This window comes from Herbidospora sp. NBRC 101105 (assembly GCF_030269205.1).
Classification (GTDB): domain Bacteria; phylum Actinomycetota; class Actinomycetes; order Streptosporangiales; family Streptosporangiaceae; genus Herbidospora; species Herbidospora solisilvae.
The window spans coordinates 64,208-88,077 of the sequence record NZ_BSSX01000010.1 but is presented as its reverse complement, the minus strand read 5'-3'; the positions used below and the strand labels follow the sequence as shown (position 1 = coordinate 88,077).

The following is a 23,870-nucleotide window of genomic DNA, read 5'->3' as shown; positions in this document are numbered from 1 at the left end:
GCAGCGCCGCCGCAATGCCGAGGGGCCGGTCGAGCACCACTTCCCGTGGAACTGGAAGAACCATGAGACATCCCAGGGTCATTCTCGGTGTCGATCTCGACGGGGGCGATTTCGGCGGGCAGAAGCTGACCGATCTCGTCATCGGCGAGGGCAGCAGGCTGACGCGGTGCGACTTCACCAGAGCCGTTCTCCGCGGCGGGTCGCTGGGGGCGGGCGTGCTTCCCACCGAATACCTGGAGTGCGACTTCAGCGGCGCGCGGCTCAAGCGGGTGTCACCGGGCCGCGCGTCGTTCATCTCCTGCGTGTTCAACGGCGTGCAGATCACGGACATGATGTCGCTGGAGGCCGAATTCATCGACTGCACCTTCACCGGTCTGCTGAAGTCGGTCACCTTCAGCGCCACGCCCGACCTGCTCGACGACCGGCTCCTGCGGACCCGCAACCGATTCACGGGCAATGATTTCTCCGGCGCCGAACTGCGCGAGGTCGGTTTCCGGGGAGGTGTCGACCTCGACGCCCAGCATCTCCCCGGCGGAGACGGGTTCCTCCTGCTGCGGCAGGCGGCCGGGATCCTCACCGAGGCGATGAAGGACATCGCCACCTGGACCTCCAAGCCGGACCGGGATGAGGCGTCGATCGTGACCGGTGTCCTCCTCGACGAGACGGCGGCCGGCCAGCGTGACCTGTTCATCGCGACCTCATTCCTGACCAAGCGCCTCTCACCGGATTACGCTCAGCGACTGCTGTCGATCATCACGGCGTGAAGCCGGAGGCCGGGTCCCGCAGCGGGCCGCCTCCGTCCGTTCCGTCAGCGCAGGCCGGCGGGGCGCAGGTCGGTCCACGTCGCCTTGATGTGGTCGAAGCAAGGCCTGGCGGGTGGCAGGGCCGAAGCTGACCGTCCATCCCGCGCGGCCACGGCTAGTTCCGCCCTCGGTTCGACGTCATCAACCTGCGCGGCCACGCGCTCGCCGCCCGTGGCAGCAGGCGGCGGCGGGCGCCACCTCGTCTGCCGCCGTTGCGTCAACTACTGTCGTGAACGCGATCAGGGCTTGGATTGACTAATGGATATCAGGACGGCCCAGGATCGCGGCCCGGATCGGAGTGCAGGCAGAGCAATGGGCGATTTGCGCAGACTGCCAGCTCCAGGGATTCCTCGAAGGTGGAACCAAGTTTCCAGATCCATCCCATACCAGTAGCGATCACCATGCCTCCGGCTTCGACGAACACGCTTGAGTAGCTCAGCCATTCGCCGATAGGGAAAAAGTTCCCACCGAGAACACCCTCTACCTCTGCCGCCAGGCTGCGCTGCCCCGACCCAGCGGCAATGGGGTCAAAATTGTAGGGCTCGTCATTGGTGAAGTTCGGACCGACCATATTGACAGGCTCGATCGAGAGCCCTCCCACCGCCGCGAGGATCTCTTCTGCCAACGGATGGGCTCGGTACCCTTCGCCGGTCAATGGCCTCACCCATTGACCGGCGTCGACCTTCCTCTCTGGACTCCATCCGGCCGCGACAAGCGCCCCGAGCACGTCCTCACCAAGCCGGTCGAAGCAAATCATGGACATCGGTCAATCCCGGATTCTGAGTAGTCGGCCGCAGGAGCGGGCCACCTTACCCGTGGCGGCTGAGCCGGTTCGGTATCGGACGGCGAACTGGGGCAGCTCACGACGGACGAAGAGGCCTTAAGACGCTCCGATACGGAACGTGGATGTCATCGGCCAGGCTGACGCATCGCCCCGCTCCCGGCGAGGGTGACGTCCGTTGGCCACGGGGGAACCCGACACACAGTTCCAGGTGGGCGGTTGCTCTGGAGGTCGATGAACTGCCCTCACCTCTGGACGCCACACGGTCGGGACAAACCCTTGCTCTCTCCAGAGATGGACGTCGACCAGCCCATCGCAGCGGGCTGGGTACCGAGGGCCTCTTACCGTCCGGCAGGTGATTCGGGAGACTGTGGTGGCATGAGCCTCGACATCGCGCGGATTCGCGCGCTTTATCCCGCCCTCTCTGACGGATACGCCTGGCTGGACGCCGCCGCGGGCACTCAGGTGCCCCGGCCGGTGATCGAGGCCATCGCCACCGCCTATGCCGAGGGCATCGGCAACACGCACGGCGCCTTCCCGGCCAGCGCGCGGTCGGACGAGATCGTCTTGCGGGCGCGGCGGGCCGTGGCGGACCTGGTCGGCGGTGATGCGGGTGGTGTGGTGTTCGGGCCGAACATGACCACTTTGACCTACCGGTTCGCCTACGCCCTGGCGAAGGACTGGGGGCCGGACGACGAGATCGTGGTGTCCCGGCTCGATCACGACGCGAACGTGCGGCCCTGGGTGCAGGCCGCCGCCCGGGCCGGGGCGCGGGTCCGGTGGGCGGACGTCGAGGTGCCGAGCGGGGAACTGCCGGCCGGGCAGTACGACGAACTGGTGACCGACCGGACGAAGCTGGTCGCGGTCACCGCGGCCAGCAACATCCTGGGCACCATGCCCGACGTCCGGCGGATCACCGAGCGGGCCCATGCCGTCGGCGCGCTGACCTACGTCGACGGTGTGCACGCCACCCCGCACGGCCCGATCGACATGGTCGCCCTCGGCGCGGACTTCTACGCGACGAGCGCCTACAAGTGGTCCGGGCCGCACATCGGCGCTGTCGTCGCCCGGCCTGAGCTGCTCGAACGGCTCTCGCCGGACAAGCTCGCCTCCTCGCCGGCGCAGGTGCCGGACCGGTTCGAAACGGGCACGCTGCCCTTCGCCGACCTGGCGGGGGTGGCCGCCGCGGTCGACCATCTGGCCGGGCTGGACCCGGACGCGACCGGCACCCGGCGGGAGCGGCTGCTCGCCTCGATGGCGGCGGTCGAAGCCCACGAGCAGGCCGAGCTCGCCCACCTGCTCAAGGGGTTGTCCGCGCTGCCCGGCGTCGGGCTGGTCGGCTCGCCCGGGCGGCGTACGGCCACCGCGTTCTTCACCGTCGCCGGATACACGCCGCGCCAGGTGGCCGAGCATCTGGCCGCTCGCGAGGTCAACGTGTGGGATGGGCACTGCTACGCCTGGGAGCTCACCCAGGCCTTCGGCATCCGCGACGCCGGGTCGGGCGTGCGGGCCGGGCTGGTGCACTACAACGACAGGTCGGACGTGGACCGCCTGCTCAACGCCCTGGACGACCTGACCGGCTGACTGGCGGCGTCAGGTCGAGCGCCGAACAATTTGGCGCCTGGCCCGTATCGAGCGTTTGGAAGCCCGATGACCAACCGGTTCCCGATGCCTGACAGTCGGGGGTGCCACCGGTGGACTGCCCCACTGTGGTGTAAACAGTCCCGTCGCCTGCGACTACGTCCAAGGCTTTCGCTTCGCTCGATTGATTTCCAGTAAGGATTCAGGGCTCCCCGTTTCACCCGCCGGCATTCGTATGGATCGCGCGTCGGCCTCTGCTGCCCGGACTCGCTCTCAAAAGCGTCGCATGCTCTTCGCATTGACGCGTAGTGCAACGGCGAATTGCGTCATGAACGGGAATACCAGGCACCATGCCCGTTTCCGGCCTCCCCTGCGGGTAGCGGGGCTCCCCTGCCCCGCTGCCCGGCAGCGGCCGAGGTTGATCAGTCGACGCACATCGCCTGGTGGGTGGACTGGAAGACCCACGTGCCGCCGCCCGGGGAGGCGTAGGTCAACAGGGCGCTGTAGGTACCAGCGTCACAGTCATGGCCGACCGCGAGAACGGCCGCCCGCGACCGCTGATGGGCCGCCGCGAGCCCGGCCGCATAGGTGCTGCCCGCTCCTACGACGGTGGCGCTGCGGGGGGTGTCATAACCGTCGGCGTGCGCGGCCATGGGCGTGCTTGCGAGGCCGGCCGCCACCACCGCCGAGACGAGGCCGAACCGGCGGAGCCGAGTTACTTTTTTCATGCTTCTCCTACAGGACGGATCATTCGATCGCCTGAGGATAAATTTCGAACGGACCGAGGCGAAGGCGCTATTGACCTGCCGGTCACCAGAATGTGGCTCACCATGCTGTTTCTTCGTGGCGGAGCATGTAATTTACAGCCGAACGAAGCTTTCACGCGGTTGAAACAAGGGACACGGATAGAATTGTCCGTTCGTCTCCGGGGACGGTTCGCGACCAGCCGTCCGCCCGGGAGGACGCGCCCCCAAAGCATGGCCGTGGCCCCGTCACGCCGGAGAAGCCGGGCAGTCGGCTCGCAGCATCGATGCCGGTGCGCGAGAAGCGATATGCAGCGTTTCCAGAGCTATCATCCACGAATGCCTGTTGACGGTACGTCCTCTCGCCTGGGAAGCCCCGTCACCATGCTCCGGGAGTACCGGATCGCGTTGCCCGACGAAAGTCGCGGGCGTCTGCTCGCGGCCGAGCTCGTCGATCGGGGGCATCGCTGGGTGCGGCTGCGGCCGGTCTACCTCCCCCATCTCGACCTCGCCAACCCGTTCTTCGGCGAACCCGGGTTCTCGCGGCCCGAGCTGGAGGGCTGGTGGCACGTCACCTCGGTGGTCGACGAACTCGTCCCCGACGACGACATGGAAGACCACCAGCTCGAATGCGAAGAGGTCGCGGTCGCGGCTGTCGCCCGGCGCCATCAGGGCTTCTGCGACGGCGGGTCCATGGCCGACCGTGAAACGCTCCTGCGCCATCTGGACCTCAGGGGCCTGCTCCACGATCAAACTCAGGAACAGGCCTACCGACGGCGCGCTGCCATCGCGCGGTCCTTCCCCGCCCGGCGCGTTGTCCCGCCGCCGTTGGTCGCGGCGGCGGCGCCCGTCGAGGGAGGATTGCCACCGCTGCTGGACACGGTCCGCGTGGCCGCGAGCCGGTTGCATGCGGACGGCACGGCCACTCCGGTGACCGACTGGTGGCTTACCGGCGAGCCCGAGCACTACGAAGACGATCAGGAGTTGCTGTCCGGGCTCTTCGACGCCGTGCTGCACCAGGGCACGTGCTCGCCCCATACCGCGGAGCAGGTTCCCCTGCTGGCCGGGATCGTCGGACACGACCAGGTCGCGGCCCCCTACCGGGCGTTTCTTCTGTTCCTGCTCGCCGAGGCCGGAACCGTCGGACGCCGGCTCGCGGCCCGAGACGCCGACAGGCGGTCTGCCCTCGGTCTCGGTTTCGGTCAGAACGCGGAGGAGACGACGGCCCAGAACGCCGTCGCGGCCGTCGCGCCGGCGCTGCTGCGGCGCTGGCCGGAGGAATGCGAAGCCGTCCGGTGCGGGCTGGCCTTCCTCGCCGCGGGCTTCCCCGACAGCGCACGCGCCGCCGGAGTCATCGAGCCGATCGCCGAGATGGCCGCCGCCTGTGCCGAGCGCCACCGGGCCGCGATGATGCGCCTCGCGCACGCCCTCGCCTCGGCGGACGGCGAGGCGCTCCGCGCCCGCTACTCCGAAGCGATCGCGGGCACACCCGTCAGGCTGACCGGCATTCCCAGTCCCGTCGCACCGGCCACCGCCGCCGGCCTGCACATCCTGCACCTGATGCTCGAATCGGAGACCGATCTCATCCTGCAGGCCGGCGCGTAGAGGGCCCCGAACCGGTCAGCGGCGCAGTTCGCGCCGGATGCGCTCGCTCACGTTGCGCAGCACGGTCAGGCGCATCATGTCGGTTCTGTTCGACACCTTCATGAGGAGGACCTCACTCGAGGCCGCGCTCGCCGCCTCGGCGGGCTCGGGCCACAGGCTCCGGTAGAGGACACGCAGGGCATGAGCGGTCAGTGCCACCCGGTCGGCCTCCGGGCCGTCTCCGAGCGATTTCGCCTTGTCGATGGTCGCCTTGGCCTGCTTGATCACCCGGTCTCTCAGTTCCTGGCGCTCTCCCGGGAAGCGTTCGCCGGTGTCGAGCAGGCGCAGGACCTCACCCCCGATCGGGTCTTCCACCAGCTCGGCGTATCTCGTGTCGGCGGGGTGCACCCTTTTCGCCCTTTCGATCATCGGGTCACGGCGGGACCAGCGACGCCAGGGGCACGTGGTGCTGGCCCGCGTGGATGTCGCGGTCGCGCAGGCTCCCCTGGGCCACCGGCCGAGGGAAGGAGATCTTGACCACGTTGAGGGCGGGGATGCGGAAGATCTGCACGGTCGCCGGGTCGACTCCGTACAGGCCGCCGACGACCTGCTCGTTGATGAAGTGTGCGTCGGCGACGGTCGTGTAGTCCTCCGCCGTGCGCATGAACAGCTCCATCGTCACCCAGAACGGCCCGGCGTTCTTCGACCGCACCTCAAGGGCCAGTTCGCCCAGCGTGGGCCTGCTGCTCATCGGGGGGCTCCCTCGATCTCGACGCGGAAAAGGGCGGTCGGGTCGTCGACGTCCACGACGTGGTTGAGCACGAACTCATAGGTGGCCCCGCGTTCGGTCTCGGCCGGGGAGGTGGCGAAGGCGAGGCTCGGGAGGTAGTCCATGTCGGGGGTCGGCAGGTGCAGCATCAGCGGGTTGGCGATCTTGGCGATGGCAGTGGCGGTCGCCTGGTCGGGGGCGTTGACCAGCAGCATCACGCCGACCTCCCGGGGCGGGCCGGAGGCGGGGTCGAGGTCGCCCAGCACGGCGTTGTACCCGTACGGCCGGAGGTCCACGGCGTAGTCGCCGGGGCCGAGGTCCAGGGTCTGGCGCACCCGGGCCGCGAGGATCTCGTGCATCAGCGCGAGCCAGTCGTCGATCCGGGCGAGGATGTGGGGGTCGCGGATGGCGGTGAACGACATGGTCTCGTAGCCGGTGACGCGGGCGCCTTCGAGCTTGACCGTGTACTGGTCGGCGACCTCGAAGCGGGAGCCTTCGACGCGCACCCGCCGGTCGTCGAGCGCCGTGTAGACGGCGTCGGAGACGACCAGGGTTCCCGCGGGTTCGCGCATCTCGAAGGGGTTGACGGTCTCGTAGAGCATGTGGGCCGCCACCGACGTCGTCGTGCACGCCGCCGCGGGGTCGAGCGGCTCGATGACGAAGCCGTCGTGGTCGATGGTGGCGAGCACGCCGCCCGCGCGCGGGTTGGTGGTGCACTGGCCGCCGCATTCGATGATCTTGGACGCGTGCCAGGTGGGGCCGGGCGGCATGCCCTTCATCAGCGGGTACGCGGCGGCGACGGCGGTGTCGGTGGCGCGGCCGGCGAGCACGACGTCGGCCCCGGCGGACAGGGCCGCCTCGATGGGTTCATGGCCCATCATGCCGACGATGTGGGTGCACGCGTCCAGCGTGGCGGCGTCCAGGGCCTCCATCGGCGCGAGCGGGTGGACGCGGCCCTCGCCGAGCCGTTCCTTCAGGTCGGCGGCGGTCTGCTCGCTGTAGATGCGGGCGACCCGCAGAGCCAGGTTCTCCTCCCGCAGGATCGTGTCGGCGATCGCGGCGACCCAGTCGACGCCGGAGTCGGTGCCGCTCGTGCCGCACGAGCCCACGATCAGCGGGATGCCCGCCCCGGCGGAGGCGCGCAGCAGGAGGCGCAGGTCGCGGGCGACGGCGGCGGCGCTCGTCTTGGCCGTGCCCGAACCGAGGTAGTACGGCCCGGAGTCCGTCGACCCCCCGTCGACGGCGATCACGTCGGCTCCGAGGGCGAGGCCCCGGTCGATCGTCTCCGGCGGGAAGCCGGCCCCGAGCATTCCGCTGGGGACCAGGATCCTGATCACATCGTCCTCATCTCTCTAGCAGGTGGGCGTTGAGCGAGGATCGTGGACGTCCCCGCAGTGCGGCGATCAGTTCGCGCGCGCCCTCCAGACCGGCGGCCCGCCTGGCCTCGGCCGTCTGCCCGGCCAGGTGGGAGTAGACGGTGATGCCGGGCACGTCCCGCAGCGGGCTGGCGGCCGGGAGGGGTTCGACGCCGGTCACGTCGAGGGCGGCGCCGGCGAGGCGGCCCGCGCGCACGGCGGCGGCCAGGGCGGTCTCGTCGACGATCGCGCCCCGGGCGGTGTTGATCAGGTGTGCCGTCGGCTTCATGCGGGCGAGCGCGGCGGCGTCGATCAGGTGCCGGGTGTCCGGCCGAAGGGCGGTGTGCACGGAGAGGAAGTCGGCCGTGGCCAGCAGTTCCGGCAGGTCGACGAAGCGCACGCCGGGGTCGTGGCGGTGGTCTTCCGGTACGCCGGTCGTACAGAGCACGGAGAGGCCGAAGGCTCTGGCCAAGGGCGCCACGGCGCGGGCCGCCGCGCCGTAGCCGAGCAGACCCAGTGTCTTTCCGCGCAGTTCCGCACCGTCGTCGCGGGGCCAGTGACCGGCCCGGACCCCTTCGGCGACCGGCACGAGGCGGCGGGCCTGGGCCAGCAGCAGGGCCATCGTGTACTCCGCCACCGCGTTGGCGTTGACGCCCGGCAGGTTGCTCACCGAGACGCCCGCGCGGGTGGCGGCGGCGACGTCGACCGAGTCGTATCCCACGCCGGTGCGCACGACCGCGCGCAGCGCCGGGGACTCGGCGAACACCTCGGCCGTCATCGGCTCGTTGGCGATCAGCGCGCCCGCGCAGCCGTTCAGGACGGCGACGAGCTCGCCGGGTTCGCGGACGCCGCGCAGCGGGTGGTGGCGGGTGGTGAGACCGGCCTCGCGCAGGAGCACGTCGACCTCGTCGCCGGGCGTCAGGTAGTCGGTCGTGACCAGGACGGTGGTGGTCATCGGGCGGCCCGCAGCCGGTCGACGCGGAGGACCAGCACGACGGCGGCGACGGCCAGGACCGCGATGTGCAGGAGCATCAGCCGCCATCCGGTGAGGTCGACCGCCAGGCCGACGAGGGCCGGTCCGGCGAATCCCCCACCGGCCCAGCCGACCGTGTACAGGCCGGTGTAGGTGCCCAGCACGCGGCTCGACGGGGCCAGGTTCCACAACACGACGACGGCGTTGACGATGAAGGCGGCGGCGCCGGCCGTGCCCAGGCACAACGCCACGACGGTGACCGCCGTGACCGGGACGGCGGCGCCGAGCAGCAGGCCCGCGGCGAACAGGGCGATCCCGGCGGCCATCACCCGGAGCCGCCCGAACCGCTCGGCCAGCAGCGCGGCCGGGAAGGCCGCCAGGATGAACACGACGCCGCTCGGCAGCGTCAGCCCGCCCGCCTCGCCGTCGGACAGGCCGAGCACCTCGACGCCGTAGGGGGTCATCAGCGAGCGCGAGGCGAACCACGCTCCCCCGAAGACGAACACGGCGACGATCAGCAACAACCGGCTCCGGTCGGCGGCGAACACCAGGTCGCCGATGACGGCCCGCGTCGTGACCTTCGCGTCGTGGAGGTGCGGGCCGGTCGCGTCCTCGGCGAGGGCGGCCTGGTAGGCCGGGGAGCGGCTGTCGCGCACCCCGGTGACCAGCACCGCGGCGGCCACCAGCATGAGGGCGGCGGGCACGGCGAAGGCGAGCTCCGGATGATCGTCCACCAGCAGCAGGCTGACCAGGGCCGCGACGACCGTGGTGAGCGCCGAGGCGATCTTCACGACGGCGTTGGCGCGGCTGCGGCGGTCGGGCCCGATGAAGTCGGGCATGAGCGACTCGCTGACGGGCTTGAAGCTGTTCATCACCAGCGCGTACAGGAAGATGACCAGGATCAGCGGGCCCAGCGACCCGGCCAGCGGGATGAGCAGGAACAGCACCGCCCCCAGCGGCATCATGACCGCCAGGTAGGGGATGCGTCGGCCCCAGGCGGTGCGGGTGTTGTCGGACCGGTTGCCCATGTAGGGCTGGACGAAGATGCCCAGCAGGTTGTCCATGCCCATGAGCAGGCCGATGACGGCGGCGCCGGCGATGTGGTCGCGCAGCAGTTCGGGCACGCGGTTGTCGTAGAAGTTCCAGGTCGACTCCTGGGCGAACACCGCCAGGGCCACGTAGAACGTGATCCTTCGGGTGCCCTGGGTCGTGCTCGCCATGGCGTCCTCCTCGCTGTGACAGCAGTCACACTATTTGCCATAGCAAAAAAGTCAACAGATAGCATCGAGCGATTGCCATTGCTGCTGTTATCGTGATCGGCATGATGGTCAAGCGCGCCGACGCCGTCTACGAGGCCCTCCGCGAGGAGATCGGCACCCGGTCGCTCCGGCCGGGCCAGAAGGTGACCGAACGGGGCCTGGCCGAACGGCTCACGGTCAGCCCGACCCCGGTACGCGAGGCGCTGGTGCGGCTCGAACACGAGGGGCTCATCGAGCGCACCGGCCCCCGCACGGTCGTGGTGGCCGACATCGCCGAACGCGCCATCGACGACCTGGCCGAGGTCGAGATCGGCCTGCGCGGCCTGGTGGCCAGGTTCGCCGCCCGCAACGCCACCCCCGAACAGCTCGACGCGCTCGACACGATCCTCGACGCCGCCGACGACCTGCTGATCGTCATCGTCAACCGGCACCGCAACGGCGAGAACGTCGACCGCCACGTCAGCGCGCTGCTCGACCGCATGGAGGAGTTCAACGACGCGGTCAACGCGTGCGCGGCCAACCCCGTGCTGATCCGGCTCCTCGAACAGTCCCGGGTCTTCTCCCGGCCCGAACGCCGGGCGCTGCGCCTGGAGAAGATCGCCGAGGACGAGAGGTTCGGTCTCGACCGCTACGCCGGTCACCGCGCCCTGGTGCGCGCCCTGCGCCAGGGTGACCCGGTGACCGCCGAACGGCTGGTCATCGACGACGCCCAGGGCGGCCTGGACGCGCTGCGCCGGGGCGACCGATGACGGCCCACCGGATCGCCGTGATCCCCGGCGACGGGATCGGCACGGAGGTCGTGCCGGAAGGACTGCGGGCCCTGGAGGCGACGGCCGGGGTGTTCGGCCTCGACCTGCGGTTCGACCACTTCGACTTCGCCAGCGCCGCCTACTGGCGGCGGCACGGCACGATGCTGCCGCCCGGCTGGCAGGAGACCCTCGGCTCCTACGACGCGATCTTCTTCGGCGCCGTCGGGTGGCCGGAGGTCGTGCCCGACCACGTCTCGTTGTGGGGCAGCCTCCTGCTGTTCCGGCGCGTCTTCGACCAGTACGTCAACCTGCGCCCCTGCCGCCTGATGCCCGGCGTGCGCAGTCCGCTGGCCGGGCGCGGGCCGGGTGACGTCGACTTCGTGGTCGTCCGGGAGAACACCGAGGGCGAGTACTCCAGCGTCGGCGGGCGGATCTTCGAGGGCACCGAGCGCGAGACCGTGCTGCAGGAGACGGTGATGACCCGCGTGGGCGTCGACCGCGTGCTCCGTTACGCCTTCGAGCTGGCCGGACGGCGGCCGGCCCGGCACCTGACGTCGGCGACGAAGAGCAACGGCATCTCGATCTCGATGCCCTACTGGGACGAACGCGTCGAGGAGATGGCGCAGCGCTTCCCCGGCGTCGCCTGGGACAAGAAGCACATCGACGCGCTGGCGGCCGACTTCGTGCTGCACCCCGACCGCTACGACGTCGTGGTGGCCAGCAACCTGTTCGGCGACATCCTGTCCGACCTGGGCCCCGCCTGCACCGGCACGATCGGCATCGCCCCGAGCGCGAACATCAACCCCGACCGCACCCACCCGAGCCTCTTCGAGCCGGTGCACGGCTCCGCGCCCGACATCGCCGGTCGCGGCGTCGCCAACCCGATCGGGCAGATCTGGTGCGCCTCGATGATGCTCGACCACCTCGGCCACCCCGACGCGGCGGCCCACCTGCTGGGCGCGATCGAGGACGTGCTCGCGGCGGGCCCCGGCGAGGCCCCGCTCACCCCCGACCTGCACGGCCGGGGCACCACCACGGAACTCGGCCGGGCGATCGCCGCCCGCGCCGTACGGCGTTAGAGGAGCACGACCATGGACGCGGACGTCATCATCGTGGGCGCGGGCCTGGCCGGGCTGGTCGCCGCGCACGAGCTGACCACCCGGGGCAGGAAGGTGGCGCTGGTCGACCAGGAGAACGCCGCCAACCTGGGCGGGCAGGCGTACTGGTCGTTCGGCGGGCTCTTCCTGGTGAACTCGCCCGAGCAGCGCCGCCTGCGGGTGCGCGACTCCTTCGAGCTGGCCTGGAGCGACTGGCAGGCGAGCGCGGGGTTCGACCGCCTGGACGACGAGGACCGCTGGGCGGTGCGCTGGGCCCGCGCCTACGTCGAGTTCGCCGCGGGTGAGAAGCGGTCCTACCTCGACGCCCACGGCATCCGGCTGACGCCGGTCGTCGGGTGGGCGGAGCGCGGCACGCTGCGGGCCGACGGTCACGGCAACTCCGTGCCCCGCTTCCACGTGGCCTGGGGCACCGGCACGGGCGTGGTGGGGCCGTTCATGCGCAGCGCCCAGGCGGCGGCCGCGGCGGGCCTGCTGACCTTCCACCACCGCCATCGGGTCGACGAGCTCGTCGTGCACGACGGAGCCGTCACCGGGGTGCGCGGGAGCGTGCTGGCGGCGGACGAGTCACCGCGCGGGGTGAGCTCCAGCCGCGAGGTGACCGGCACGTTCGAGCTGACCGCGCAGGCGGTCATCGTCAGCAGCGGCGGCATCGGCGGCGACCACGACCTGGTGCGCCGCTATTGGCCCGACCGGCTGGGCAGCCCTCCGCAGCACATGATCACCGGAGTTCCGGCCCACGTCGACGGCCGCATGCTGGCCATCAGCGAGAAGGCCGGGGCGCGGATCGTCAACCCCGACCGGATGTGGCACTACACCGAGGGCGTGCAGAACTGGGACCCGGTGTGGCCCGGCCACGCGATCCGCATCCTGCCGGGCCCGTCGTCGATGTGGTTCGACGCCCTGGGCCGCCGCCTGCCCGAACCCTGCCTGCCCGGCTACGACACCCTCGGCACCCTCAAGCACCTGCGCACCGATCCTGACATCGCCCGATACGACCACTCGTGGTTCGTGCTTACCCAGACGATCCTGGAGAAGGAGTTCGCGTTGTCGGGCTCGGAGCAGAACCCCGACATCACCAGCGGCGACCGGAAGGCGGTGCTGCGCAGCCGGATCTTCGGCAAGGGCGCCCCCGCTCCGGTGGACGCCTTCAAACGGCGCGGCGCGGACTTCGTCGTCGCCGGCACCCTGGACGAACTGGTGGCGAAGATGAACGGCCTGACCGGCGAGGCCCTGCTCGACGCCGGCACGATGCGCCGCCAGATCGTGGCCCGCGACCTGCAGGTCGCCAACCCCTACAGCAAGGACGCGCAGATCCAGGGCATCCACAACTCGCGGCGTTTCCTCGGCGACCGGCTCAGCCGCACCGCCGTCCCGCACCGCCTGCTCGACCCGCTGGCCGGTCCGCTGATCGGCGTCCGGCTGCACGTCCTGACCAGGAAGAGCCTCGGCGGCCTCCAGACCGACCTCGACTCCCGCGCCCTCGGCCCGGACGGCCGGCCCGTCCCCGGCCTGTACGCGGCGGGTGAGGCCGCCGGTTTCGGGGGCGGCGGCCTGCACGGTTACAACGCCCTGGAGGGCACCTTCCTCGGCGGCTGCCTGCTGTCCGGCCGTCAGGCCGGGCGGGCCGCCGCCGAGGCGACCGGCTGAACGCCGCGCGGGGTCAGCCCTGGGTGAGCGGGGCCAGCTTCGGGTCGTTGGCGTACGACTCGGCGGCGTTGTCCTTGGTCACGATGACCGGCGGGAGGAGGTAGGCCGGCACGACCTTCTGGCCGTTGTCGTAGGAGTCCTTGTCGTTGATGGTCGGCTCGTTGCCGGCCTGGAGCGACTTGACCATGTTGATCGTCTCGGCCACCAGCTTGCGGGTGTCCTTGTTGATCGTGGAGTACTGCTCACCGGCCATGATCGACTTGACCGACTCGACCTCGGAGTCCTGGCCGGTCACGACCGGGATGTCCTTGCCGGCGCCCTTGACCGAGGTGATGATCGCGCGGGCGAGCGTGTCGTTCGGCGACAGGACGCCGTCGAGCTTCTTGTCGCCGTTGTAGGTGGAGGTCAGCAGCGAGTCCATGCGCTGCTGGGCGTTCTCGGCCTTCCAGCCCTGGATGGCGGTCTGCTTGATGTCGGTCTGGCCGGAGCCGACCACGACGTCGCCGCTGTCGATCAGCGGCTTGAGCACGTCCATCGCGCCGTTGAAGAACACGCCCGAGTTGTTGTCGTCGGGCGAGCCGGAGAACAGCTCGATCGTCCACGGGCCCTCGGGCTTCTTGGCCTTCATGCCGTCCAGGAGCGCCTGGCCCTGGAGCTGGCCGACCTTGAAGTTGTCGAAGGCGATGTAGTAGTCGACGTCGGGGGTGTTGGTGATCAGCCGGTCGTAGGCGATGACCACCGCGCCGGCCTCCTTGGCCTGCTTGACCTGGGTGGTGAGCTGCGCGGCGTCGGTGGCGCCGATCACGATGACCTTGGCGCCCTTGGTGACCATGGCGGAGATCTGGGCCTGCTGGTCGGCGACGGTGGTGGAGGCGCCCGCGTACTGGACGTCGGAGGTGAAGCCGGCCTCCTTGAGCCCGTTGGTGAACAGGTCACCGGCGAGCACCCAGTTCTCGGAGGTCTTGGACGGCAGGGCCACCCCGATGAGGGCGTCGGCGGCGAAGCCCTTGGCCGGCGCGGCGCTGGCGCCGGTGTCCGCGGCCGGGGCGCCCTCCCGCTCGTTGGAGCAGGCGCCCAGCGTGAGCAGCGCCACGGCGCCGATCAACGCGACGCTCCTGGTCAGATATTTCCGCATGGTGAAACTAGCCCTTCTGGGGATGGTGATGTCACGGGCGTGTGGGGAACGCGCCCGGGGAGGTCAACCGGCGACCGGAGCCTTGTCGGCGTCCGACGACGGGGAAGGTCGATTGGCCGGTGGGGCCGGATCGTCCCGGCGGAAGGGGCGCATCAGCGACCCGATGATCGAGAAGCGGCCCTGGCTCTTGTTGTAGACGTCGAAGGCCACCGCGAGCAGCAGGACCAGGCCCTTGATGATCTGGACCATGTCGGAGCCGACGCCTTCGAGCTGCAGGCCGTTGTTCAGCAGGGCCATGACCAGGCCGCCGACGATGGACCCGCTGATGGTGCCGAGGCCGCCGGAGACGGCCGCGCCGCCGATGAAGACGGCCGCGATGGCGTCGAGCTCCCAGCTCAGGCCGTCTTGGGGGCCGGAGGCCGACGACCGCGCCACGAAGATCATCCCGGCCAGCGCGGCCAGGACGGACATGTTCATCATGACGAGGAAGTTGACCCGCTTCAGCTTCACGCCGGACAGTTCGGCGGCGCGGGAGTTGCCGCCCACCGCGTAGATGTGCCGGCCGCCGATGGTGTTGCGGGTGTAGTGGGAGTACGCCAGCACCAGGGCGATCAGGATGATGCCGGAGATCGGCAGGCTGGTGCCGACCCGGCCGCCGGCGAAGCGCAGCGTGGCGAACACGATGACGCCGACCATGACGGCCATCCGGAGCACCGAGATCCACATCGGCGCGACGTCGGCGTTCATCTCGCGCCGGGTCTGGCGGGCCTTCAGCTCCCGCCAGATCACGCCCGCGCACGCGGCCAGGCCGAGCAGCAGCGTCAGGTTGTTGTAGCCGGTGTTCGGCCCCACCTCGGGCAGGAACCCGGCGCCGATCGTACGGAAGCCCTCCGGCACCGGGACGGTGTCGGCGTTGCCGATGTACTGGTTGCCGCCGCGGAACAGCAGCATGCCGGCCAGCGTCACGATGAACGCCGGCACGCCGACGTAGGCGACCCAGAAGCCCTGCCAGGCGCCGATCAGCGCGCCGACGGCCAGCCCGAGCAGGATGCCCACCGGCCACGGCAGGGAGAACTCCTGCATGGTCTTGGCCACCACGATGCCGGTGAAGGCGGCGACCGAGCCGACCGACAGGTCGATGTGCCCGGCCACGATCACCATCAGCATGCCGATGGCCAGGATGAGGATGTAGGAGTACTGGCTGACGACGGCGATGAGGTTGCCCGAGGTCAGCGTCAGGCCGTCGGTCCAGATCTGGAACAGCAGCACGATGGCCACGAGCGTGAAGATCATGCCGAACTGGCGGGCGTTGGAGGTGGTGCCCCCGAACAGGTTCTTCTGGAGGTCTTTGATTCGGCTCATCGGATCGGGGTCTTCTTGGTAGAGGTCATCTGTTTCATGAGGAGTTCCGGGTCGGCCTCGGCGCGGGGGACCTCGCCGGTGACCGTGCCCTCGAAGACCGTGTAGATGCGGTCGCACAGGCCGATGAGCTCGGGCAGCTCGGAGGAGATGACGATGACGCCCTTGCCCTGGTCGGCCAGCCGCTGGATGATCCCGTAGATCTCGTACTTGGCGCCCACGTCGATGCCCCGGGTGGGCTCGTCGAGGATCAGCAGGTCGGGGTCGGTGAACATCCATTTGGCCAGCACGACCTTCTGCTGGTTGCCGCCCGACAACTTGGTCACGCCCTCGTCGACGCTGGGCGTCTTGACCCGCAGGCTCTGCCGGTACTCCTCGGCGTAGCGGTACTCGCGCACCGGGTCGATGACGCCGTGGTGGGCGACCTTCGACAACTTGGCCGCGACCATCGAGGTCTTGATGTCGTCGAGCAGGTTGAGGCCGATCGCCTTGCGGTCCTCGCTGACGTAGGCCAGGCCGTGGTCGATGGCGTCGGACACCGTGCGGAGCTGGACCTCCTCGCCGTCCTTGAAGACGCGGCCGCTCAGGTAGACCCCGTAGGAGCGGCCGAACAGGCTCATCGCCAGCTCGGTGCGCCCGGCGCCCATGAGCCCGGCGAACCCGACGATCTCCCCGCGCCGGACGTTGAAGCTCGATCCCTTGCACACCAGCCGGTCGGCCGAGATCGGGTGGCGCACCGTCCAGTCGCGCACCTCGAAGAAGACCTCGCCGATGTTCGGCGTGTGCTCGGGGAATCGGCTGTGCAGCTCGCGGCCGACCATGCCGCGCACGATGCGGTCCTCGTTGACGCCGTCGGCCTTGACGTCGAGGCTCTCGATCGTGCGGCCGTCGCGCAGGATCGTGATGGTGTCGGCGATGGCCTCGATCTCGTTCAGCTTGTGGGAGATGATGATCGAGGTCACTCCCCGGTCGCGGATGCCCCGCAGCAGGTCGAGCAGGTGCCGGGAGTCGGCCTCGTTGAGCGCGGCGGTCGGCTCGTCCAGGATGAGCAGCTTGACGTCCTTGGCGAATGCCTTGGCGATCTCGACGAGCTGCTGCTTGCCGACGCCGATGTCCTTGATGAGGGTGTCGGGGTCCTCACGGAGGCCGACCTCCTCCATCAGTTCCAGCGCCCGGCGCTGCGCGGCCTTCCAGTCGATGCCGCCCCGCTTGCGCGGCTCGTTGCCGAGGAAGATGTTCTCGGTGATCGACATGCCGGGCACCAGCGCGAGCTCCTGGTGGATGATCACGATGCCCGCCTTCTCGCTCGCCCGGATGTCGGAGAAGCGCACCTGCTCGCCCTGGTAGACGATGTCACCGGTGTAGGTCCCGTGGGGATGGACGCCGCTGAGCACCTTCATGAGCGTCGACTTGCCGGCGCCGTTCTCCCCGCAGATCGCGTGGATCTCGCCCTGCCGCACCTCGAGGTTCACGTCGGCCAGCGCGGTGACACCGGGGAACGTCTTGGTGATCGACCGCATCTCCAGCAGGACCGGCGCGCTCGTCATGGACGAGTCTCCGTGGTCACAACATGCCTCACTTGTTTCATGACTTAGTTGTTAGAACTATCCGAAGGACCATAAATCCATTGGATTTACTAAGTCAACGCTCTGATGCAGACTGTGACCCGACAGACGAGCAGGAAGGACCCTGAGTGCGACAGGCGGGTACAAATCTTCCCAAAGTGGGACGATACAACCAAGCTGTGGTGCTGGACCAAATCCAGCTCGCCGACGGCATCAGCCGCGTCGAGATCGCCGAACGCACCGGGCTCACCCCGCAGACCGTCTCCGGCATCGTCCGCCGGCTCATCGACGAGGGCATGGTGCGGGAGGACGGCGCCAGCCGCGTGCTCAACGGCGGCAAGCCGCGCACCACGCTCCGCCTCAATCCCGACGCGCGCGCGGCGGTCGGGGTGCACTTCGACCCCGTGAAGCTCACCTGCACGGTCGTCGACCTCCTCGGCCGGCCGCTGGCCGTCCGGCGGCGGCCGGTCAGCTCGGGGACCGACCCGGCCGACGTCGTCGCCGCGATGGCCGCGCTCGTCGGCGAGGTGCTGGCCGAGTCGCAGGTCCCGTCCGACCGGGTGCTCGGCGTCGGCCTGGCCGCGCCCGGGCCGCTCGACCAGAACCGCGGCCTGATCGTGGCCCCGCCCCAGCTCTCGAACTGGACGCGGGTGCCGGTGCAGCGCATGCTCGCCGAGGCGACCGGGCTGCCCGTGACGCTCGACAACGACGCCACCGCCGCCGCCGTCGCCGAACGCTGGTCGGGCGCGGGCAAGGGGGTGGCCCACTTCGCCTACCTCTACTTCGGCACCGGCATCGGCGGCGGGCTCATCCTCAACCACCAGGTCTACCGGGGCGGTTCGCTGAACGCCGGCGAGTTCGGCCACTCCACCGTGCTCGCCGACGGGCCCGCGTGCTACTGCGGCAACCACGGTTGCCTCGAACGTCTGGTCAACCCATCGGCCCTGGTGGAGCAGGCGCACGCGAGGCTCGCCTCCGGCGGCCGCGGCGTGCTCGCCGAGCCGTTCGCCGCCGACCCGGCCGCCGTCGACCACGCAGCGGTCCTGCTCGCGGCGGCGAACGGAGACCCGCTCGCGGTGGGGATCATCGACGAGGCGGCCGCCCACGTGGCGTCGGTCGCCGTCAGCGTCGCCAACTTCGTCGACGTCGACCTCATCGTGCTGGGCGGCCACGGCATCGAGCACGTCGAAGACCGGTTCGCGGCGGCCGTCGCCGCCGCCCTGTCCACCCGGCCGCTGTCGCGGCACATCCGGGTCGTCGAGGTGGCCGCCTCTCCCCTGGGCGCCGACGCCGCCGTGGTGGGAGCGGCGACGCTGGTCCTGCACACCACGTACTCGCCGCAGTTGTCGGCCTTCCTGTCGCACTGACCCCGTCGCCGGGCCGGCGAGCGGGTGGTGAGTAGCATGCGGCCCATGTCCGGTTTCGAGCCCTTCACCCAGCAGACCGGCGCCGCGGCGCTCGACGACCTCCGGGCGCGGCTGCGCGCGACGCGCTGGCCCGACAGCCCCGACGACGCGGGCTGGTCACTCGGGACCGACCTGGACTACCTCCGTGAGCTGGTCGCCTACTGGGCGGACGGGTTCGACTGGCCGGCGCGGGAGGCCGAGCTCCTGCGGCTCCCCCGCTTCCGCGCGACGGTGGGCGGCCTCGGGATCCATTTCGTGCACGCCAAGGCGGTCGCGCCGGCCGGCCGGGCGATGCCGCTGGTGCTCAGCCACGGCTGGCCCGATTCGTTCTGGCGCTACCAGAAGGTCATCCCGCTCCTGACCGACCCCGGCGCGCACGGCGCCGACCCCGCCGACGCGTTCGACGTCGTCGTGCCGGACATGCCGGGCTTCGGCTACTCCGACATCCCGAAGGGCCCGGCCCTCGACTCCGTCGCCGTGGCCGGGTTGTGGGCCGAGCTCATGGACCTGCTCGGCTACCGGACGTTCGGCGCCGCGGGCGGGGACATCGGCAGCCATGTGAGCCGCTACCTCGCGCTCGACCACCCCGAGCGGGTGACGGCCGTGCACCGTACCGACGCCGGAGTGCCGTTCTTCGCGGGTGACCCGGCGGAGCTCACCCCGGAGGAGCGCGCCTGGATGGAGGGCGCCGTGGTGTGGGGCCGGGACGAGGGGGCCTATGCCGCCATGCACCGCACCAAACCGCAGACGGCGGCGGTCGGGCTCACCGACTCGCCGGCCGGGCTCGCCGCGTGGATCGTGGAGAAGTTCCAGGCGTGGAGCCACGGCGACGCCGGTTCCGCCTTCACCATGGACGAGATCCTCACGAACCTGACGATCTACTGGCTCACCGGCACGATCGGCTCCTCGATGCGCATGTACCGGGCCAACGCCGCCATCCCGCCCGCGCAACTCGCCCGCCGGGTCGAGGTCCCGTCCGGTTTCTCGATCTTCGCCGGTGACATCGTCCGGCCGCCCCGGGCCTGGCTCGAACGCACCGCGAACGTCGTGCGCGCGACCGAACCCGCCCGCGGCGGCCACTTCGCCGCCTTCGAGGAGCCCGAGATCTACGCCGAGGAACTGCGCGCGTTCTTCCGCCCCTACCGGACCGCGACGACGGGCTGAGCCCTCGTTATCGTTGAGAGTGGACCACAGCCGGAGAGCGGGGGCTCGGCATGGAGGTGTTCCACGGATGGGCGCGCAACCTGCTCGCCCACGTCAGCGGGGCCGGAGACGCCAGGCGATCACGGGAGATCTACCAGACCTCCACCATGAGCGCGCTCCTCGAAGGGGTCTACGAGGGCGACGTGACCATCGGTGAGCTGCTGAAACACGGGGACTTCGGCGTCGGGACCTTCAACCGGCTCGACGGCGAGATGCTGATCCTCGACGGCGTCTGCCACCATCTGCGCGCCGACGGCAGCGCCCACGTCGCGGCCATGGACGAGAAGACGCCCTTCGCGGTGGTCACCCGGTTCCGGCCCGACATGACCATCCCGGTCACGTCGGGCGGCGACCACGCCGCCGTGACCGAGCTGATCGACGGCTCCGTCAGCAGCGTCAACGTGATCTACGCCATCCGCATCACCGGAACGTTCGGCCAGGTCCACACCCGGACCGTCATGGAGCAGACACCGCCGTTCCCGCCGCTGACCGAGGCGACCAAAGGACAGGGGGAGACGACGTTCACCGACGTCAGGGGGACGCTGGCCGGTTTCCGCACGCCCGACTTCGAGCAGGGCATCTCGGTGGCCGGCTACCACCTGCACTTCGTCGACGAGAGCGGGCGGCGCGGCGGGCACTCGCTGGGCTTCCGGCTGGAGCGCGGCACGATCGAGCTGAGCGTCCGGTCGGAGATCCATCTGAGCCTCCCCCGGACCCGGCAGTTCCTCGACTCCAACCTGACCAGCGGCGACGTCGCCGCGCGGATCCACCAGGCGGAAGGCGGCTGAGCACATGAGCCACGACGACGGATCGGCGCGGTCAACTCGGGGCCTGGCACGACCAACCTGGTCACCGGCCTGATCACCGCCACCACCGAGCAGTTCCCCATGCTCGCGATCTGCGGCGCGGTCGCCCGGCGCGACCGGCTCAAGCGCACCCACCAGACGATGGACGCCTCCGCCGCGCTCAGGCCCGTCACCAAGTACGTCGGCGAGGTCGACGATCCCGACGACGTCACCGAGGCGATCGCCAACGCCCTGCGGGCCGCCGTGACCGAGCCGCGCGGCGCGGCGGCGGTGATCCTTCCGATGGACGTGGCCGCCGCGCCGACCGGCGCGCGGATCCAAGGCCCGATGCCGGTGCCCTCACTCGGCCCCGCTCCCCGTGACCGGATCCGGCGGGCGGTGGAGCTGATCCGCGACGCCGAGCGGCCGGTGGTGCTCGCCGGGCTGCGGTCGGCCGGCCCGGACGCCTGCGCCGCCCTGCGCGAGCTCCTCGCCGGCACCGACCTGCCGGTGGTGGAGACCTTCCAGGCGGCCGGCGTGGTGTCGCGCAAGCTGGAGGACCACGACGCCACGGTCGTGGCCGACGTCGGCTCGAACTACATCTACACCGCCCGGCACTTCCGCAGCTACGAGCCCGGCCACCTGCTGTTCTCCAACGGCCAGCAGACCTTGGGCGTCGCGCTGCCGTGGGCCATGGCGGCCGCCCTGCTCCGCCCGGCCACCCAGGTCGTGTCGATCTCCGGCGACGGCGGGTTCCTGTTCACCGCGCAGGAGCTGGAGACGGCCACCCGGCTGGGCCTGCGGCTGACCCACGTGATCCTGCGCGACGACACCTACGACATGGTCGCCTTCCAGGAGAAGCTGAAATACGGGCGCACCTCCGGAATCCGGCTCGGCGACTACGACGTCGTCCAGTACGCCGGGGCCTTCGGCGCCCGCGGGATCAGGGTCTCGACCATGGAGGAGTTCGAGGCCGAGCTACGGAACGCCCTGAGCCGCGAGACGCTGACCATGCCCGGCGTGACGGTCATCGACGTGCGCGTCGACTACAGCCACAACGCCGGCCTGTTCGCCCACCTGCACGACGGCGTCCTGACCTGAGCCCGCGCCCGTCACCGCCCGCGGGCGTCGGGGGTGTGAGAGCGCCGCACGGTCGGCCACAGGGCGGCGTTGGTGATGACCGCGCAGATCAGCACCAGAACACCCAGCAGGATCTCCAGGATCAGGGTGCCCGACATGAAATCCCCTCCTCGGCCGTCCGGGTGTTCTTTTCACTATCCGTCCAGGGCACAGACCTGGTCAAATGTCTGGAGTCACCCCCGCGGACCCCCCTAACCTGGGATGACGGGGGGAGTACTTCCCAAGAGCCGATCCGGTCAGTACGGACGTGACGAACGTTCCCGGATGGCCGCCCGCGCGAGAGCGGGCGAAGGAGACCTCGAACAGCCGTTCGAGGGGGTTTCATGCCAGCCGATCTGCAGACGATCGGTTCACCGGCCCTGTGGGCGATCACCGTCGCCGCCCTGGCCCTGCTGCTGACCGTGGACTTCATCCTGACCCGGCGTCCGCACGAGGTGCGGATGCGCGAGGCCGTGGGATGGTCGGTCTTCTACCTGGCGCTGCCGCTGCTCTTCGGCGTGTACGTCTGGGGCGTGCACGGCTCCGGCGTCGCGGTGGAGTTCTACACCGGTTACATGGTGGAGAAGTCGCTGTCGGTGGACAACCTGTTCGTGTTCATGCTGCTGCTGTCGTCCTTCGCGGTGCCCGACGCGCTGGCCCAGCGGGTCCTGCTGCTGGGCATCATCGGGGCGCTGGCGCTGCGCGCGGTCTTCATCGCCCTCGGGGCGGCCGTCCTGCAGAGCGGCACCTGGGCGTTCCTGCTGTTCGGCGCGATCCTGATCGCCGCCGCCGGGAAGATCGTCAAGGACGCGGCGGGCGGGCACGGGCACGAGGTCGACATCTCGTCCATGCGCACCGTCCGGCTGCTGCGCCGCCTCATGCCGATCACCGACGACTACCGGGGTTCCCGCCTGGTCGTCCGCGAGGGCGGCCGGCGCGCGCTGACCCCGCTGGCGCTGGCCGTGGTGGCGGTCTTCGCCACCGACATCGTCTTCGCCGTCGACTCGGTGCCCGCCGTGTACGGCGTGACCCAGGACCCGTTCCTCGTGTTCGCCACCAACGCCTTCGCCCTGCTGGGCCTGCGCGCGCTCTACTTCGTGCTCATGGACGTGCTGACGAAGCTCCGGCACCTCAACCACGGCCTCGGCGTGATCCTCGCCTTCATCGGGATCAAGCTCATCCTGCACTGGGCCCACCAGGTCTGGACGTGGGTGCCGGAGATCCCGACGCTGCTCTCGCTCGGGGTGATCGTGGCGATCCTGGCCACCGTCACGGTGACGAGCGTGCTGGCCAACCGCCGCGACCGGCCGCCCGCCGAACCGGCCGCCGGCCGCAGGCGGGAGAGGCTATGACCCCGCGCGTGCCTGGCCGACGGCGCGCGGCAGCTCGGACAGGCCGAAGCCCAGCTGGCTGTACAGCTCCAGCTGGTCGTAGTAGTCGCGGTGGGTGACCACCAGGTCCCCGACGACATAGGTCATGCACGCGGCGCGGACCGTGACGTGACGCCCGGTCCCTTCGATCTCACGCCCGTCGGGCAGGAGCAAGGGCCCCAGGTGGGTCCCGGTGAACACCCATTCCCTGACCATGGGATCGTCACCGGGCACCTCCAGCCACGCCGTCTGGCGGTAGTCAGGAAAGGCGCCGAAGGCCTGCTCGTAGAACCAGGCGATCTGGTCCCGTCCCTCCGCGATGCCCGCCGGGGCGACGAGGACGGCGTCGGGACTGTACATCCCGAGCAGGCGGGGCAGATCGTGAGCGTTGATCGCGTCGCTCAGACGGCGTCTGATCTCCCAAGGATCGGACATGACAAAGGCCCTTCCGCAGTGGCGGGAGGAGACATCGCCTCATCGAGGCCGGAAATCGGGATGACATCGTGTGGGGCCGACGTCTCAATCCCCCTTCATCCTGAGGCTACCCAGCACGAAGTCAGCCGCCG

General features: G+C 70.1%; 23 protein-coding genes. 11 read left to right on the top strand and 12 right to left on the bottom strand.

The genetic code is table 11. The features are described from left to right. Positions 1-62: 62 nt before the first annotated feature. The gene (locus QSK34_RS35200; protein WP_285590800.1) at positions 63-764 is read left to right on the top strand and encodes a pentapeptide repeat-containing protein; all 702 of its coding nucleotides are present in this window, start codon (positions 63-65) and stop codon (positions 762-764) included. A 304-nt stretch (positions 765-1,068) separates the two neighbouring features. On the opposite strand, the gene QSK34_RS35195 is transcribed toward QSK34_RS35200, so the two are convergent. Beyond that, on the bottom strand, positions 1,069-1,566 hold the full coding sequence (locus QSK34_RS35195; protein ID WP_285590798.1) for an SUKH-3 domain-containing protein: 498 nt from the start codon (positions 1,564-1,566) through the stop codon (positions 1,069-1,071). A gap of 396 nt (positions 1,567-1,962) precedes the next feature. Here QSK34_RS35195 and QSK34_RS35190 point away from each other — a divergent pair, with 396 nt between their 5' ends. Further along, a complete protein-coding gene (locus tag QSK34_RS35190; protein WP_285590796.1) occupies positions 1,963-3,168 on the top strand; it encodes a cysteine desulfurase-like protein in 1,206 nt (401 codons plus the stop codon). A 419-nt stretch (positions 3,169-3,587) separates the two neighbouring features. On the opposite strand, the gene QSK34_RS35185 is transcribed toward QSK34_RS35190, so the two are convergent. Further along, positions 3,588-3,893, bottom strand: a complete 306-nt coding sequence (locus QSK34_RS35185; protein WP_285590794.1) for a hypothetical protein — start codon at positions 3,891-3,893, stop codon at positions 3,588-3,590. Positions 3,894-4,247: 354 nt separating this feature from the next. Here QSK34_RS35185 and QSK34_RS35180 point away from each other — a divergent pair, with 354 nt between their 5' ends. Beyond that, entirely contained in the window at positions 4,248-5,513 is a 1,266-nt protein-coding gene (locus QSK34_RS35180) for a hypothetical protein (protein ID WP_285590791.1), read from the top strand. A 15-nt stretch (positions 5,514-5,528) separates the two neighbouring features. Here the strand turns inward: QSK34_RS35180 and QSK34_RS35175 are convergent, their stop codons facing one another. From QSK34_RS35175 to QSK34_RS35155, 5 genes are read right to left on the bottom strand one after another with little or no spacing between them, the layout of a single operon-like run. Continuing rightward, the gene (locus QSK34_RS35175) at positions 5,529-5,921 is read right to left on the bottom strand and encodes a hypothetical protein (RefSeq protein ID WP_285590790.1); all 393 of its coding nucleotides are present in this window, start codon (positions 5,919-5,921) and stop codon (positions 5,529-5,531) included. 4 nt (positions 5,922-5,925) lie between these two features. Further along, positions 5,926-6,243 carry a DUF4387 domain-containing protein gene (locus QSK34_RS35170; RefSeq protein ID WP_285590788.1) on the bottom strand — a complete coding sequence of 106 codons (318 nt, stop codon included), beginning with the start codon at positions 6,241-6,243 and terminating at the stop codon, positions 5,926-5,928. After that, on the bottom strand, positions 6,240-7,598 hold the full coding sequence (locus tag QSK34_RS35165) for an acyclic terpene utilization AtuA family protein (RefSeq protein ID WP_285590786.1): 1,359 nt from the start codon (positions 7,596-7,598) through the stop codon (positions 6,240-6,242). The genes QSK34_RS35170 and QSK34_RS35165 overlap by 4 nt, the downstream gene beginning before the upstream one ends. A 7-nt stretch (positions 7,599-7,605) precedes the next feature. Beyond that, positions 7,606-8,571: an NAD(P)-dependent oxidoreductase gene (locus QSK34_RS35160; protein ID WP_285590784.1), complete on the bottom strand. Its 966-nt coding sequence runs from the start codon at positions 8,569-8,571 to the stop codon at positions 7,606-7,608. Further along, the gene (locus tag QSK34_RS35155) at positions 8,568-9,809 is read right to left on the bottom strand and encodes an MFS transporter (RefSeq protein ID WP_285590782.1); all 1,242 of its coding nucleotides are present in this window, start codon (positions 9,807-9,809) and stop codon (positions 8,568-8,570) included. Before QSK34_RS35155 ends, QSK34_RS35160 begins: the two co-directional genes overlap by 4 nt. A 101-nt stretch (positions 9,810-9,910) precedes the next feature. On the opposite strand from QSK34_RS35155, the gene QSK34_RS35150 reads away from it, so the two are divergent. From QSK34_RS35150 to QSK34_RS35140, 3 genes are read left to right on the top strand one after another with little or no spacing between them, the layout of a single operon-like run. After that, positions 9,911-10,597 (top strand): GntR family transcriptional regulator, encoded by a 687-nt coding sequence (locus QSK34_RS35150; protein ID WP_161483793.1) that lies wholly within the window; start codon positions 9,911-9,913, stop codon positions 10,595-10,597. Continuing rightward, entirely contained in the window at positions 10,594-11,676 is a 1,083-nt protein-coding gene (locus QSK34_RS35145; protein ID WP_285590779.1) for a tartrate dehydrogenase, read from the top strand. Before QSK34_RS35150 ends, QSK34_RS35145 begins: the two co-directional genes overlap by 4 nt. Before the next feature lie 12 nt (positions 11,677-11,688). Further along, the gene (locus QSK34_RS35140) at positions 11,689-13,362 is read left to right on the top strand and encodes an FAD-binding dehydrogenase (protein WP_285590777.1); all 1,674 of its coding nucleotides are present in this window, start codon (positions 11,689-11,691) and stop codon (positions 13,360-13,362) included. 13 nt (positions 13,363-13,375) lie between these two features. Here QSK34_RS35140 and QSK34_RS35135 read toward each other — a convergent pair whose 3' ends face one another. The 3 genes from QSK34_RS35135 to mmsA all read right to left on the bottom strand — a co-directional run bounded on the left by QSK34_RS35135 (position 13,376) and on the right by mmsA (position 17,403). After that, the gene (locus tag QSK34_RS35135) at positions 13,376-14,497 is read right to left on the bottom strand and encodes a substrate-binding domain-containing protein (protein WP_285590775.1); all 1,122 of its coding nucleotides are present in this window, start codon (positions 14,495-14,497) and stop codon (positions 13,376-13,378) included. 63 nt (positions 14,498-14,560) lie between these two features. Continuing rightward, positions 14,561-15,859 carry a multiple monosaccharide ABC transporter permease gene (mmsB, locus tag QSK34_RS35130; protein WP_285590773.1) on the bottom strand — a complete coding sequence of 433 codons (1,299 nt, stop codon included), beginning with the start codon at positions 15,857-15,859 and terminating at the stop codon, positions 14,561-14,563. Continuing rightward, a complete protein-coding gene (gene mmsA / locus QSK34_RS35125) occupies positions 15,856-17,403 on the bottom strand; it encodes a multiple monosaccharide ABC transporter ATP-binding protein (protein ID WP_285590771.1) in 1,548 nt (515 codons plus the stop codon). Before mmsA ends, mmsB begins: the two co-directional genes overlap by 4 nt. A 197-nt stretch (positions 17,404-17,600) precedes the next feature. Here mmsA and QSK34_RS35120 point away from each other — a divergent pair, with 197 nt between their 5' ends. The 4 genes from QSK34_RS35120 to QSK34_RS35105 are packed head-to-tail and all read left to right on the top strand — an operon-like array spanning position 17,601 to position 21,916. Further along, complete coding sequence (locus tag QSK34_RS35120) at positions 17,601-18,788, top strand: ROK family transcriptional regulator (protein WP_285590769.1); 1,188 nt, start codon at positions 17,601-17,603, stop codon at positions 18,786-18,788. Positions 18,789-18,833: 45 nt separating this feature from the next. Then, positions 18,834-19,991 (top strand): epoxide hydrolase family protein, encoded by a 1,158-nt coding sequence (locus QSK34_RS35115; protein WP_285590767.1) that lies wholly within the window; start codon positions 18,834-18,836, stop codon positions 19,989-19,991. A 50-nt stretch (positions 19,992-20,041) separates the two neighbouring features. Beyond that, positions 20,042-20,818 carry an acetolactate decarboxylase gene (gene budA / locus QSK34_RS35110; protein WP_285590765.1) on the top strand — a complete coding sequence of 259 codons (777 nt, stop codon included), beginning with the start codon at positions 20,042-20,044 and terminating at the stop codon, positions 20,816-20,818. A 21-nt stretch (positions 20,819-20,839) separates the two neighbouring features. Continuing rightward, entirely contained in the window at positions 20,840-21,916 is a 1,077-nt protein-coding gene (locus tag QSK34_RS35105) for a thiamine pyrophosphate-dependent enzyme (protein WP_285591166.1), read from the top strand. 11 nt (positions 21,917-21,927) lie between these two features. Here the strand turns inward: QSK34_RS35105 and QSK34_RS35100 are convergent, their stop codons facing one another. Then, positions 21,928-22,053, bottom strand: coding sequence for a hypothetical protein (locus QSK34_RS35100; RefSeq protein ID WP_285590764.1), 126 nt, complete (start codon positions 22,051-22,053; stop codon positions 21,928-21,930). Positions 22,054-22,278: 225 nt separating this feature from the next. Here QSK34_RS35100 and QSK34_RS35095 point away from each other — a divergent pair, with 225 nt between their 5' ends. After that, positions 22,279-23,286, top strand: coding sequence for a TerC family protein (locus QSK34_RS35095; RefSeq protein ID WP_285590762.1), 1,008 nt, complete (start codon positions 22,279-22,281; stop codon positions 23,284-23,286). On the opposite strand, the gene QSK34_RS35090 is transcribed toward QSK34_RS35095, so the two are convergent. Continuing rightward, positions 23,281-23,739: an ester cyclase gene (locus tag QSK34_RS35090; protein ID WP_285590760.1), complete on the bottom strand. Its 459-nt coding sequence runs from the start codon at positions 23,737-23,739 to the stop codon at positions 23,281-23,283. The genes QSK34_RS35095 and QSK34_RS35090 overlap by 6 nt on opposite strands. Between the last annotated feature and the right edge of the window lie 131 nt (positions 23,740-23,870).